Source organism: Acidianus brierleyi (genome assembly GCF_003201835.2).
Lineage (GTDB): Archaea > Thermoproteota > Thermoprotei_A > Sulfolobales > Sulfolobaceae > Aramenus > Aramenus brierleyi.
The window spans coordinates 2,550,646-2,564,593 of sequence record NZ_CP029289.2; the positions used below are offsets into that span (position 1 = coordinate 2,550,646).

At 33.0% G+C, this 13,948-nt stretch carries 15 protein-coding genes; 9 read left to right on the forward strand and 6 right to left on the reverse strand.

What is annotated here, in order from left to right:
* Positions 1-23 precede the first annotated feature (23 nt).
* The 3 genes from DFR85_RS29670 to DFR85_RS29680 are packed head-to-tail and all read left to right on the forward strand — an operon-like array spanning position 24 to position 2,740.
* Positions 24-515 (forward strand): Zn-ribbon domain-containing OB-fold protein, encoded by a 492-nt coding sequence (locus DFR85_RS29670; RefSeq protein ID WP_110271921.1) that lies wholly within the window; start codon positions 24-26, stop codon positions 513-515.
* Positions 516-932 (forward strand): Zn-ribbon domain-containing OB-fold protein, encoded by a 417-nt coding sequence (locus DFR85_RS29675; RefSeq protein ID WP_168367217.1) that lies wholly within the window; start codon positions 516-518, stop codon positions 930-932. It begins immediately after the preceding gene.
* Positions 929-2,740 carry an AMP-binding protein gene (locus tag DFR85_RS29680; protein ID WP_110271391.1) on the forward strand — a complete coding sequence of 604 codons (1,812 nt, stop codon included), beginning with the start codon at positions 929-931 and terminating at the stop codon, positions 2,738-2,740. The genes DFR85_RS29675 and DFR85_RS29680 overlap by 4 nt, the downstream gene beginning before the upstream one ends.
* Here DFR85_RS29680 and DFR85_RS29685 read toward each other — a convergent pair.
* Positions 2,724-3,530 (reverse strand): HpcH/HpaI aldolase/citrate lyase family protein, encoded by an 807-nt coding sequence (locus tag DFR85_RS29685; protein ID WP_110271923.1) that lies wholly within the window; start codon positions 3,528-3,530, stop codon positions 2,724-2,726. The two genes, DFR85_RS29680 and DFR85_RS29685, sit on opposite strands and share 17 nt — an antisense overlap.
* Positions 3,527-3,772 carry a hypothetical protein gene (locus DFR85_RS29690; protein ID WP_110271392.1) on the reverse strand — a complete coding sequence of 82 codons (246 nt, stop codon included), beginning with the start codon at positions 3,770-3,772 and terminating at the stop codon, positions 3,527-3,529. Before DFR85_RS29690 ends, DFR85_RS29685 begins: the two co-directional genes overlap by 4 nt.
* Before the next feature lie 60 nt (positions 3,773-3,832).
* Between DFR85_RS29690 and DFR85_RS29695 the strand changes: the two genes are divergently transcribed.
* The 6 genes from DFR85_RS29695 (at position 3,833) to DFR85_RS29720 (ending at position 11,618) form a co-directional block, all read left to right on the forward strand.
* The gene (locus DFR85_RS29695) at positions 3,833-5,017 is read left to right on the forward strand and encodes a 4Fe-4S dicluster domain-containing protein (protein ID WP_110271393.1); all 1,185 of its coding nucleotides are present in this window, start codon (positions 3,833-3,835) and stop codon (positions 5,015-5,017) included.
* Positions 5,018-5,067: 50 nt separating this feature from the next.
* Positions 5,068-5,631: a 2-oxoacid:acceptor oxidoreductase subunit gamma family protein gene (locus DFR85_RS29700; RefSeq protein ID WP_110271925.1), complete on the forward strand. Its 564-nt coding sequence runs from the start codon at positions 5,068-5,070 to the stop codon at positions 5,629-5,631.
* Between the two features lie 25 nt (positions 5,632-5,656).
* Complete coding sequence (locus DFR85_RS29705; protein WP_110271924.1) at positions 5,657-5,878, forward strand: 4Fe-4S binding protein; 222 nt, start codon at positions 5,657-5,659, stop codon at positions 5,876-5,878.
* Positions 5,875-7,080: a transketolase C-terminal domain-containing protein gene (locus DFR85_RS29710; protein WP_110271394.1), complete on the forward strand. Its 1,206-nt coding sequence runs from the start codon at positions 5,875-5,877 to the stop codon at positions 7,078-7,080. Before DFR85_RS29705 ends, DFR85_RS29710 begins: the two co-directional genes overlap by 4 nt.
* Positions 7,046-7,939 carry a pyruvate synthase subunit PorB gene (gene porB, locus DFR85_RS29715; protein WP_110271926.1) on the forward strand — a complete coding sequence of 298 codons (894 nt, stop codon included), beginning with the start codon at positions 7,046-7,048 and terminating at the stop codon, positions 7,937-7,939. Before DFR85_RS29710 ends, porB begins: the two co-directional genes overlap by 35 nt.
* Positions 7,940-8,672: 733 nt before the next feature.
* Positions 8,673-11,618 (forward strand): thermopsin, encoded by a 2,946-nt coding sequence (locus tag DFR85_RS29720; RefSeq protein WP_110271395.1) that lies wholly within the window; start codon positions 8,673-8,675, stop codon positions 11,616-11,618.
* Here the strand turns inward: DFR85_RS29720 and DFR85_RS29725 are convergent.
* From DFR85_RS29725 to DFR85_RS29740, 4 genes are read right to left on the reverse strand one after another with little or no spacing between them, the layout of a single operon-like run.
* A complete protein-coding gene (locus DFR85_RS29725; RefSeq protein ID WP_110271396.1) occupies positions 11,605-12,135 on the reverse strand; it encodes a hypothetical protein in 531 nt (176 codons plus the stop codon). The genes DFR85_RS29720 and DFR85_RS29725 overlap by 14 nt on opposite strands.
* Positions 12,132-12,872 carry a hypothetical protein gene (locus DFR85_RS29730; protein WP_110271397.1) on the reverse strand — a complete coding sequence of 247 codons (741 nt, stop codon included), beginning with the start codon at positions 12,870-12,872 and terminating at the stop codon, positions 12,132-12,134. Before DFR85_RS29730 ends, DFR85_RS29725 begins: the two co-directional genes overlap by 4 nt.
* Positions 12,841-13,689 (reverse strand): ABC transporter ATP-binding protein, encoded by an 849-nt coding sequence (locus DFR85_RS29735; protein WP_110271398.1) that lies wholly within the window; start codon positions 13,687-13,689, stop codon positions 12,841-12,843. Before DFR85_RS29735 ends, DFR85_RS29730 begins: the two co-directional genes overlap by 32 nt.
* A gap of 23 nt (positions 13,690-13,712) precedes the next feature.
* Positions 13,713-13,943, reverse strand: coding sequence for a hypothetical protein (locus DFR85_RS29740; protein WP_110271399.1), 231 nt, complete (start codon positions 13,941-13,943; stop codon positions 13,713-13,715).
* Positions 13,944-13,948 lie beyond the last annotated feature (5 nt).

Here is a 13,948-nt window from a genome sequence, read left to right on the forward strand (position 1 = left end):
TGAGTTAGATGGAGAGAAAAGAATTGGAAAATCCTCTAAAAGAGGAGGAATTAAAAGATCATATTACTATAAGCTATAAACCTTTCGCTAAATACGAATATTCTGCTGGTCAAGCCATATCTAAATATTTGGAGGGATTAAAGGAGGGTAAAATAATAGGGAGGAAATGTAATAAATGCGGTAGAGTTTACGTTCCTCCAAAAATGTATTGTGAGGATTGCTTTAGGCCTACAGACGAATGGGTAGAAGTTAAGGATGAAGGAATAGTTGAGACTGCAGTTGCAAGTTTCATTTCATGGACTAGAGAAAAGATTGAGGAGCCTGAGATTGTAGGTACTATAAGGCTATTTCCATCTAAAGAAAACGATTACGTCTTCCCTGGAGTCTTTCATAGGATATGTTGTTCATATGAAGAAGTTAAGAACATGTCTATAATAGGTAAGAGAGTGAAAGCAGTTTGGAAAAGTCAAAGAAAAGGAGATGTGAACGATATCGAATGTTTCAAGGTGATTTGAATGGCATGGGATAAAAGTGCAAACTCAATTCAAGTAAAAGATAACATGGAAGTATTTGAATATGTATATACTGCGGGAAAGAATGGAGAAGAGTTCTTTAAGGCACTGAAGGATAAGAAAATTTTAGGAGGTAGATGTGATAAATGCGGTAAGGTATCTGTACCTCCTAAAATGTTCTGCGATTGCTTTGGGCTACAGAAATTAGAGGAAATTAAGGGTAAGCCGTTTATAGACTCTTTCACTATAATCTATTATGATAATGACGGTAAAAAGTTAGAGACTCCTATAACTCTTGGGTTCATATCCTTTGAAGGCGTAGAAGGAGGAATTCTTGCTTATATTGAAGGAGTTCCTGAAATTGGCAAAGAAGTTGAAATACTTGAATATAATATACCATTAAGGGTAAAAGTAAAATGAGTTGGAAACCGAGCAAGGAATGGATAGAGGAAAGTAATGTTTATAATTTTATGGCTCAAAAATCTTTAGATTTTGATTCTTTTTTGGAATATTCTACTACACCAGAATTTTGGGAGTATTTTGCTAATAAGATTTTTAATTTTCATAGAAAATATACTAAAGTTCTTGACTTATCTGAAGGGAAACAATGGCCTAAATGGTTCGTAGGCGGAGGATTAAATGTAGGGAATCAATTGAAAGAAAGTAGCGATATTTTTGTTAAGTATATGAATGAAAAAGGAGAAAAGAAAGAATTAACTTACTCTCAAATTTTAAACCAAACTAAGGCAGTAAGCAGTTGGCTTCACAAGATAGGATTAAAGAAAGGAGATAGAGTAGCTGTTTACATGCCTATGATTCCAGAAATCGTTCCAACGTTTCTTGGCATAATAAGGGCAGGCATGATAGTGGTTCCTTTATTTTCTGGATTTGGTAAGGAACCAATTAAGACAAGAATTGACGATAGTAACGCTAAGCTAATCTTTGCTTCCGACATTACGATGAGGAAAGGAAAAGAGATAGACATGCTTCAGAACATAAAGGATATTCCAATAGAAAAAGTCATAGTGAAAAGAGGAGATGAAAAGGATTATCTGGATTTTAATGAGGTTCTTAAAACTCCTGGAGATTATGTCGAGGACACTTCTACAGAAGATCCTATTATGATCATTTACACTTCTGGCACTACAGGTAAACCTAAGGGATGTGTACATACACACGACGGATTTCCTCTTAAGGCTTCTGCAGATGTCTTCTTTAATTTCGATGCTAAGGAGGGAGAAACGATATCTTGGATTTCTGATATGGGGTGGATGATGGGACCTTGGTTTTTATTTGGTGGAATGTTATTAAATAATAAAATAGCCTTATTTGAGGGTTATCCAGATCAGAACACTTTATCTAGATTTGTTGATGAATTGAAAGTAAATATTCTAGGATTGTCTGCAAGTCTTGTGAGAGCATTAAGAGCTGAATCTGAGATATATAAACTCAATTTAAGAATAGTGGGAAACACTGGTGAACCTATAGATGTAGAGAGCTGGAAATGGCTATTAAAAGTTACAGATTCACCTATAATTAATTACTCTGGAGGAACAGAAATTTCAGGAGGAATTTTAGGAAATTATGTCATCAAGGACATAAAACCTTCATCATTTAACGGTTTTAGTCCAGGGATAAAAGCAGATGTATTTGACGAGGAAGGTAAGAGGGCAAATCCCAAAACTGAAGGAGAATTAGTGATCTTAAGCGTATGGCCTGGAATGACAAGAGGATTTTGGAATAATAAGGAGAGATATATTGAAACTTATTGGTCAAGATGGAAGGATGTGTGGGTACACGGGGATTTAGCTTATTACGATGAAGAAGGGTACTATTATATTGTAGGAAGGAGCGATGATACAATAAAAGTTTCAGGTAAAAGGGTAGGTCCAGCTGAAGTAGAGGCAGTAGTGAATTCTTATCCTGATGTTATTGAGTCTGCTTGTGTTGGAGTTCCTGATCCTTTGAAAGGCGAAAAGATAATTTGTTTCGTAGTTTCTAAAAATAAGGATGAAAATAAAATTCTAGAATATACTCAAAAAATGTTGGGTAAGGCGATTGCTCCATCTGAAATTAAAATAGTCAAGGAATTACCTAAGACCAGGAACGCGAAAATTATGAGGAGACTAATAAGAGCTATAATTTTAGGAAAGAATTTAGGCGACGTGTCTTCCTTAGATAATCCTTCATCTATAGAGGAAATAAAAAAGGCTATCCATAATCCTTAACAATTTTTTTAGCTATTGCATAATGAACGTTATCTATTAATTTGTCTTCAAGTCTTATAGCTCCTCTCCCTTCTTTTATTGCGTTTTCGTAAGCTTCTATTACTTTCTTAGCCCATTCTATTTCTTCCTTTGTTGGGGAGAATACGCTGTTAGATATCGGTATTTGTGAAGGATGTATAACTTGTTTACCTACATAACCTAACTTTTTGGCGTGAAGACATTCCTCTTCAAATCCTTTCAAATCTTTTAAATCGAAAAATACTTTATCTATTGGGTCTATTCCATAAGCTTTAGCGTACATTACTATCTTTGTTTTAACGTATTCATTATTTTCATAAGTTTTAACTTCTCCTCCAGTGCTTAATGAAATATCAGCAGCACCATAAGAAATTGAAACTATGCCTTCAGATCTTACTAAGTTTTCAATATCAATAAACCCCTTAGCAGTTTCAACTAAAGGTTCTATGTTCTTTCCAGTAGACCTATAAACAAAACTTAGATTTCCCTCTGCTTTAGGAATTACTATAGTATCAATTTCGATTTCTGATATTAAGACAAGATCTTTTAATCCCTCTTTTGTTCCTAAATTGTTTATTCTTACGCAGAGTTCTTTATTTTTCCATTGTAATTCCTCTAAAGATTTTCTAAGAATTTCCCTAGCCTTATCTTTATCCTCATATGGAACAGAATCCTCTAAATCGAATATTATTGAGTCCGCTTCTAATTCAGTACTTTTCCTTATCATTTTTTCGCTAATTGCTGGTACAAATAATTGAGATCTCCTTCTCATATACATTCATCCTTTATCAAGGAAAAAATTTTTTCCTTTTCATCGTCATTAATTTCCTTTCCAAGGATATAGGTAGAGGTTTCCTCTATCATTTCTCTTAGGTCTTCTAAGCTCGAACATACTCTTTCCTTATTTTGATCTATTGAAAATTGTTTCTTAATTTCCTCCTTGTAATCTTGAGATTGTAATATAATAGAGATAAAATTTCTTATGAGAGCCTGCCTATAAAAACTAGTTTCCATAACTTTTTATTATATCTTTAAATAATAAGTCTTATTATTTATCACGATAAATTTTCTTATATGGAAAGAAAGCTTGGTTTCATCTTTGATCATAATAAATGCATAATATGTAACGCTTGTGTAGATGCGTGTAATAAGGCTTACGGAATGAATTGGAGAAAGCTCCCAATTTTCGATATTAATGGGAATAAGACTGCACTTTCTATTTCCTGTAATCATTGTAGAGATCCTAAATGTATGGATGTTTGCCCTACTGGAGCTTTAAGGAAACTGGATAATGGAATAGTCTATGTTGAGAAGGAGAGATGTATAGGTTGTAATTATTGCACATGGGCTTGTCCTTATGAGGCTCTAACTATGGGAAATGATAGCATGACTAAGTGCCACTTATGCATGGACAAACTAGGTAAAGGAATGCCTTATTGTGTAGAAGCTTGTCCTACTGGTGCATTAGCCTTTGGTTGGTTAGAGAATAGTGACGCTAAAGTAGACTATTTACCTCCTTCCGATATAACAAAGCCTGACTTAAAAATTATTCAACCAGAGGGAGTAAAGGTTAAGGCTAATGTCATCAAAGAGAAGGAAGAAAAGAACTATTTGGGTTTATTAATTTTCACAATTTTTAGTGAAATCTCATTGACCTACTCTCTCCTTAGACTTCCATACTTCTTACCAGTTTCTATCGTTTTACTTCTCTCGTCTCTAATACTTTCGATCACTCATGCTAAATTCTTTTCAAGGGCACTAGCCATGATCTATGGAATTAAAAATTCGTGGTTAAGTAGGGAAGTAATTTTCGGCCTCATTTCTGTTCTGTTCTTCATTTTAACCTTTATTTATCCTCAATTTTTCTATCCTGCAGTGCTATTCCTTTGCTTATCTGTACTGTCTTCTATAATGATTTACATGTTAAAATCTAGACCTTCATGGTATAATCCAGATACCCCCATGTCTTTTATAGGAACTTGCTTTACTGTAGTGATGCCATTAGCTTTCTTCTTCACTTCTAACATTGCTTATATTATAATAGGTATAATCTTTGGAATTCTTGAAATCTTCACTGCGTATCGTAAAAGAGATCTAAAGGAGAGGAAATTCAATATAATACCTATAGTACTATTGGGAATCTCAACTATCTTCCTACCGGTTTCTATAATATCTTCTGCTTCTGCTCTTGTGATAGAGATAATTTATAGAAGAAAGTTTTTTAAAAAGGTTATATATTATGGCATTCCTAATATTTGAACTTTTCAGTAAAAACATTTATTAGTCTAAATACTTTAATTTATATATGGGTGATAATATCGCTTGAGATACGTTTTCACGGAAGAGGTGGACAAGGAGTTGTTACTTCAGCGGAACTATTGGCTACTGCCGCGGGAATTGACGGCTTGTGGGCCTCCGCTTTCCCAATCTACGGTGCGGAAAGAAGGGGAGCTGAGATTGAGGCATATTGTAGAATTTCTAAAAGCCAAATTAGAGAAACTTCTCCAATTAGTCGTCCGGACATAGTAGTCATTTTAGATCCTACACTTTTGAAGATTTCTAATCCTTTAAGGGGGTTAAAGGAATCAGGTAAGGTAATAATTAACTCTAAAGTTCCCCCTAGCGTGGATTTTGAAACGTATTATATTGATGCTACAAAGATAGCAATGGACAATAATCTTGTAAAATCTGGATGGCCTTTAGTTAACATTATAATGTTAGGAGCATTATTGAAAGTAATAGGCACAGTATCCTTGGAGAGCCTAAAGATAGCAATTGAGGATGAATTTGAAGGAAAAATAGCTGAATTAAATGAGAAAGCTGTTGAAATTGCTTATAATTCAGTTAAGGAGGTAGAGAAGATTGCAGTTTAATGACTATCAGTATTTCCCTATTTCCATGCCAGATAAGGGAGCTGGAGGAAAGACAGGAAACTGGAGAGTAATGAGGCCAGTAATAACTGAAAAATGTATAAAGTGCAAGGCATGTTATTTATGGTGCCCAGAAGCCACTATTCACATAGAAGATGGAGTAACAATAGACTATGAATATTGTAAGGGATGTGGAGTTTGCGCTTCCGTGTGTCCAATAAAAGCAATAAAAATGGTGAGTGAAACATGAGACAAAAAATAATTTCAGGAAATGAAGCAGTAGCTCTAGCCGTTAAATTGGCTAGAGTTGGTTTGGTAGGAATATATCCAATAACTCCTCAAACGTCTATAATAGAAAAATTAGCGGAAATGAAAGCTAATGGAGAACTTGAGGCGGAAATAGTTAGGGTAGAAAGCGAACATGCGGCAATGGCTTCAACTTTTGGTGCAGCAGTAGCAGGAGTTAGGGCATTTACTGCAACTGCCTCTCAAGGTCTTCTATACATGCATGAAATGACATGGTGGGCTTTAGGCAGTAGAGTCCCAATAGTTATGGTTGTAGCTAGTAGAGCCGTAGGAGCTCCTTGGAATATTTGGGATGAGAACACAGACTTTATGAGCGAAAGAGATAGCGGTTGGTTAATGGCTTTTGCAAGCAATCCTCAGGAAGCTTTAGATCTAACATTACAAGCTTTCAGAATTTCTGAAGATGAAAGAGTATTTTTGCCAATGATGGTAGGTATGGACGGATTTATACTTTCTCATATGAAGACTAACGTTTATATCCCTGCTGAGGAAGAAATTGACGCCTTCTTACCTCCAAGAAGGCAGCCGTATATACTTGATACTGAGAGTCCAGTAGGCATGGGAAACATTTTTCCACCAATAGAATATATGAAGTTGAGGCAATCAATACACGAGGCCTTAGTAAGATCTGAAGACGTAATAAGAGAAGTAGGGAAGGAATATGAAAAAATAAACCCATTAGGAAGTTATTCCACACTCAATGTTAAATATAAACTTGATACAGCGGATTACGCCGTAGTGCTTATGGGAGCATGGGCTGGAGATGCAATGGAAGCTATAGATCATCTGAGAGATAAAGGGATTAATGTAGGATTATATAGGATAAGATACGTAAGACCGTGGAGTGAAAAGGAAATTAGTGAGGCTTTGAAAGATAAGAAGGCTGTTCTTGTTATTGATAGGGCTACGGCAATGGGTAGGGGAAGTCCATTATATGAAGAAATAAAGGCTACCGTAAATCTAGACCAAATTTCTGGAGTCATATCTGGATTAGGAGGAGTTTTGCTTAATAAGGAAGATTTCGTGAACATTATTTCCCATTTCGTGGAAAAGGCAAAATTAGGAAAAGCCAATGGAATAAATTGGTATTATCCACAGGAGGGTGGTAAAGTTGAGCTTAGGACTCCGAAATCTATCGAAGAGTAATTCGTTACTCTCTGGAACTTCAGCATGTCCAGGCTGTCCAGAGAATATGGCTATGAGAATGGTGGGCATGGGATTGGGAAGTGACGTTGCGCTCATAGTCATTGCAGGATGCTCTTCAGTAATTCAAGGGATGGCTCCCAGAAATTCCTATAATTTCCCAGTACTAAACATAGCCTTTGCGGCAGGACCTCCAGCGGCTTCAGGGATGGCAAGGGCTTACAGACTGAGAAATAAAAATACTACCGTAGTTGTATGGGCAGGAGACGGCGGAACTGCAGATATAGGTTTCGCATCGTTGAGCGGTGCTGCTGAAAGAAATGAAAATTTCATATACATTTGTGTAGACAATGAGGCGTATATGAACTCTGGAGGACAAAGAAGTGGTTCAACGCCATTAGGTGCATCGACTTCCACTACTCCAGAAGGAAAAAAGGAGAATAAGAAGGAAATGATATTTATAATGATGGATCACAATATTCCTTATGCAGCTACAGCCTCTATAGGTTATCCGCATGACTTTGTTACAAAATTAAAGAAGGCTAAGAGTATTAACGGTTTCAAGTATTTACAAGTTCTTGCACCTGATCCATACGGTTGGATGTTCGATCCTGCTAAAACTCCAGAAGTCGGTAAATTAGCAGTTCAAACGTGTTACTGGCCATTAATAGAATACGAAAACGGCAAATTAACAGTCAATTCAGAATGTATGCATTGTCTAGATAAGAGTACTAGAAGACCATTAATAGATTTCATAAAAACTCAGGGAAGGTTTAAGAAGATAACTGAAGAAGAATACAAGAAGTTAGAAGAATATATTGATAGTATGTGGAAAAGAATAGAAAAAATGATGGAACTATAAAGCTATTGATACTAATTGTTTCTTTGTAAATTAAAACTGTGGCTCTGAGAAAAACTTTTTTGTCATCTATTTAGAATTAATAAGTGACTGCTTTGAGAATTAGCTGAAAATTCTTAAGCCTTAAGTTAGGAGAATATATTATTTTCCAATAATATTTGCTTTGTGACTCTCTTCAGAATTATATGATTAGTAGTTTACGAAAATTTCTCTTACTCAAATATTTTCATTCTATTATGTAACGAAATAAATCTTAGCTATTCTAGGCGAAAATATTTTAGGCTTTATGACAAATTATTTAACTTTTCTTCTATTATATTAAATTATTTTTAACGCTACGTAATACTGCAGGAGATTTTCTTATAAAGCCTACTCAGTGTATTTAATAATATGTACGTTGAAATGGAAAGAGTTTAATTTTTAAAATAATAATCTATTTTTCAAATAATAAGAATACTATTCAATTACCTTTTATGCCAGAACTAGACTTGTGTTCTGTTATTAAATTATATATAACACCTAAATTTTTTAAAACTTTTTATTACATACTGTTAATTTTACATTAATTTTTATTCTATTGCTAGATATGCTATAACTTTTTAATTATAAATATTTGAATTTAAGTCTTACGCTGTTACTATTAGGAATTAATAATTGTTAACGAATTTATTAACTATAGAGAACTATCTAGGCGCATATTAGAAAAATTTTTATTTTAGGTCTTTCTAGATTTTTTATGTATTCACGGTTATTAATGGGAACCATATTAATCATAACAGTTATTATAAGTGTTTGTCCGGATTTATTCTTGAGTTTTTCTAGTAATTCTAGAGACTTTTCTTATAATTATTATGCTTTTCCTCCTTTAGACGGTAATGTAACGTTAGCTGGAAAGTATCTTTCTGGAGGTATTAATGTTTATAGGTATTATTCTATTGAACCTGCTCCTATGGGAATAGGATTCTTCGGAATAGGCCCTGACGGTCCGTGTATTGTAAGAACGTCACAAGTTATGGCTAGAGTTTCAATAGGTAGTCTTGATATCTCTTCATCCTTATATTCTGGCGTTATGACTTATCAATTTAATTCTGTGATGGTTTATTCTTCTAGTGGGAAAAATTATTCTCTATGGGTTCAAAATGTTGCACGAATATACTCGGACAATAATAGTATAGAGTTCATTGATAACGTTTGGAATTTTACTTCTCCTAATGCTAACGTTACCGGATTAAGAGGAAACGGAAATATAATTAAGTTTTCTTCACAAACTTTCTACTATTATGTAGCATCTGATTTACCTGGTAGTATGGGAACATATTCATATCCTTTTACTTTTTACATGTTAAGTAATGTTACAATAAATTCTCTTGGTCAACCGGAAATATTACTTTGGTATAATGATGGACAAGGATGGATAAACTATGATAATATAACCGTTACAAACGTAGTGGACGCATCTAATGTAAGTTTTCTAATAGATGGATATGAATATGCAGATAATGGTCTATTTTATGATGAGGAATTGGTAATGGGAGGGCCTGGGGGAGGACTATGTACATACGTGTTTTCTGCAAATATTCAAATGTCAATATACTACTGGAATGGCAATAATTTCCAAGAACCTTTAAATACTTTTAATTTTGGATCTGATACAGCAGAAAAAGTTAATAACGTCAAAGATATTTTAGGTCAATCAGTTAATGGTCAACCTTATGCAGCTATTACTTCTGGTTCTACATCTTTGGGTTATTTATGGAATTCAGAAGACGTTTCTTCTGTTACTATTAATTCAGACGTATCAAACGGTAGTGCGCTTATATTTCCAGAGTCCGTATCTTATAAGGATACATTTGGAATTCCACCTCTAGGATACATTGGGGATAATTTTACTGTAGTTGTGTATCCGGAGAATTATTCAATTCTAATTTATAAGGATGGTGTATTGAGCGGTGAGAGTTTTGTTTGTGCAATAGCTGGTAAAACTGAATTAGAAAAGGCAGTTAATTTTTCAGTTTCTACATCCAATAATATTACAGTATTTCAAGGTTTTTCAAATTATTTAAACTTGACCGTTAATGCCGTTGGAATATTAAAAATCTATCTTTCTATACCGTCGTTTATTTCTTATACTCCTATTTATAGCTCTTTTGATCAAGGTACTGAAATTGTATCAATCTTGCTTCATGCTAGTAAAAATTCTCCTCCAGGATTATATAATGGAGTAGTGTATGTAAAGTTACAAGACGGACAGGAAATTGTTAAAAATATTGAAATTTCTATAGAACCGAGAATATTTACTGTGAACTTAGATTATATATTTAAAGGAAATAAACCTTCGCAGATTCCAGAGATCTCTCTCATTTTCCCTAATGGGACTAAAGAAAACGTTACTGAAGGTATCTATAAAGTGCCATATGGTACTGAGTATGAAATTTCACAAGAGATTCTAGATGGAAATATTAGATGGATAACTAACCATTCTATAGAAGGATACTTTACGTCTTCTAGTAGTTTAATAATAATTTATTATGAACAATATAAAGTAGATTTTGGTTTTAAGATAATGGGAGAATATACTAGTTATACTCCCCAAATAGTTTATTATTATCTAGGAAGACAGGAGGTTACAAACCCGGGTATTGTATGGGCAGATTATAATAGTTCATATACCTATTCTAAACTTCTTAACGGGTCAAATTCTACTGAGAGATGGATATCCTATAATAACTCAGGTTTTATAGACGGATTTAACGTAACTGCGGTGTATTATAATCAGTTTTACGTTAATGTTAATTCTCCAATTAAACTATATGCTAAGGTTAGCAATTCCAATATCTCTTTCGTATCCGGCTGGTATAATTATTCTGAAGCTATTAATGTTGAGAATATATCGTATTATATAACAAATACAGAGAGAATATTGATAATCAAAATGGTACCATCAAACTTTATTATAGTTAATAATTATACTCAGTTTTATGCTTACCCTATAATTCAATTCTACGTAAATATTTCACAGAATATTCCTCTTAAAGCATTGGTTAATGGGACTGAGACAATATTAACGTCCAATTGGTATAATAATGGTACAAGGGTTTTAATTGAGAATTCCACATATACTATGAATTTCGTAAGATTTTTAGTACTCGCAGTATATCCTTATAATTTTATTGTTAATAGAAGTATAAACGTTCATTTGAGTCTTTTGAAGCAATATTATGTAACAGTGAATAGTGGAGTTCCTTTGGAGGCCTATATAAATAGTACTAAAGAGCCAATAACTTCTGGGTGGTATAATTCAGGAACTACAATAGATGTAATTAATAATACATACTATTCCGATTCATATACTAGATTCGTTATATTAGATATAATAAATAGGAATATTACAGTTAATAATCCTTCTAACATAACAGTTATGACAGAAAAGGAATTTTTAGTAAATATTAATAATGTTTCTCAATGGTATCCAGCGTCAAGTAGGATTACGTTAAATGCTAACGTGCCTTTTTATGAAGTAGGTAGTTTTAAGGGAACATATAATGTTCCTATAGGATATACTATAACAGTTAATGGGCCTATTAAAGAAGAACTAGTAACTGGAATAAACATTCTTTTCGTATTAGGAATTATGGTAGCAGTATTAGCAATAATAGTGCTTATTATTATTAAAAGAAAATAATATTCTTTTTTTCTAAAATATATATTGATAAACCTAAAATTATCATTGCTATGCCCATAATTTCTATGGAGTTCTTATTATTGACTAGATTCATCTGAGTTATTTCTATTTTTATCATAGCTGGATAAATGGGACGTGTTGTGTTTATTTCCTTTAAGTTTGTCACAATTTTTTCTTGAGTCACGTTTCCGCAGGGAAGATGAACAGTCTCATTTACAGTCTGTCTGACTTTTTGAGTATAAGACTCTGAAAATATGGAGAATTCCCAATTTCCTGAAGTTAATTTTAATACTTTAGGTATTTTATAGATATTTACTCCGTTATGAATTACTCTTACTGTTAGACTAACATTACTGTCATTATTTATGAGAATAATATAACCTTTTGCTACGTTAGGTACAGACATTGAATATGGTTTCGTTATTAAAACTGTATGATTTACCGGAATGTTTATGTTAATCATTGAGAGCGAAAGTAAAACTATTCCTATAGAAAATATTAACATTCCTATTCTCATATTTCCAACCTCACGAACCTTATGTAAGAATAAAGTAAAGCAAAAGTTAAAATTAAGATTTCAATTAACAATCCACTCAAAAGAAAATTCAGCATATTCTTATTTTCCTCATATTGTGCTAAAAGGACTATAAAAGGATTAGAGAAAGAAGATAACAATAATAATGAAGAGTTAGAAATTATTAATTCATAATTTAAAATTCCTCCAAATATAAAAATTATTCCAGAAGTGAATATTGATAATAATGTAGATATTCCTTCACTCTTGAAAGTTAAGGAAATTAAATAAATTATATTTTCTATAAAGAAATATCCGCAAGTAAAAGTTATAATAATTATTGAAGGAACATATATTCCAGAAATTATTAAATAAAATTCTAAAGACGATAACCAAAGAATATAAGGAAAAATTACGTCGGAGAAATACGTCATAAAGAAAATTGCATTCCTCTTTATAGGTAACATAAGAAACGGTATTATAGATCCCCTATAGATATGATTTCCAGTGACGAAGATTATATTTCTCAAACCCAAAGCAAACGCTATAGTTTCTGATACACTAATAATAGGGAATAATGCTAAAACTATTGCATAAGTTTGGAAAAATCCCCTCTCCAAGAAGGCTGGAAGAAATATATTTGAGGCTATCATAAAAGGAAAGACTATTTCAATAGTGGGCTCTCTATATCTTTCTCTAAAAATAAGCCTAAATATTTGAAAATTTTTTGAAAGCTTCATCTAAAGATGACCTCCTTAAACTAATAATTTTTATGTTATTTTCATCAAGAATATCTACTATTTCCCTTACGTTACCTTTAACAATTATATATCCGCCATCAACTCTAGCATTTTTTAAGATACTCATCGCGGCTTTTTGATTATCTACAAGAATGTAAATTTCTTCTTCTTCAGAGTCATTGAGTGCTTCATTTATTTTTCCGCTAAAAACTATTTTTCCGTCGTTGATAAAGACGACTTCTGTAATTATTTTCTCTAATTCTGAAAGTATATGTGAGGATATAAAGAATGTAACTCCGTTTTTGTTAAGCCTTCTTACTTTATCATAGAATTCAGATCTAGCCTTAGGATCAAGATTAGCTGTAGGTTCGTCTGCAATAATGAGTTTAGGTTTTTTTAAAAGAGCAGAAACTAATTGAACTTTTTGAGACAAACCAGACGATAATTTTGATAGTTTTTTCTTGAGGTAAGGTGTTAAAGAGAATTCTTCTATAAATGGAGAAGGATCTACGCCATAGATATCAGAGAAACCTCTTAAATATTCTTCTACAGTGTTTTCTTGAGGATAAGTTAGGTTAGTGAAAATTACGGCTATTTTTCCTTTAACTTCTGGATTATCCCAAGGATCTTTTCCGAAAACCTTCACAATACCAGATGTAGGTCTAGCTAATCCGGATATTATTCTAATAGTGGTAGTTTTTCCAGCGCCGTTAGGACCTATGAAACCTGTAATAGAATGGTCATTAACTTTAAAATTTAAGCCCTTAAGAATTTCTTTTCTTCCGTAATTCTTTGTAAGATCTGTTACCTCTATCATTCATGTTATAATGAGGGATAATATTATATAGACTTATCTACTTTAGAGGAGCTCTTTTTATGTCTTCTTTTAGGTTTTCTCTCTCTTCTAATAGAAAATTCTGAAAAACTTAGCCAATGCATATAAAAGCCTATACCTAAGACTATGGCTATTGGAATTACTAAGATAAGTATAGCAATTTCTGGGAAATATTCGATATAAAAGGGCTGTGGAGGTACCTTTGTAGTAGTCGTTGTAACATAAATTATGTTCATCAGCC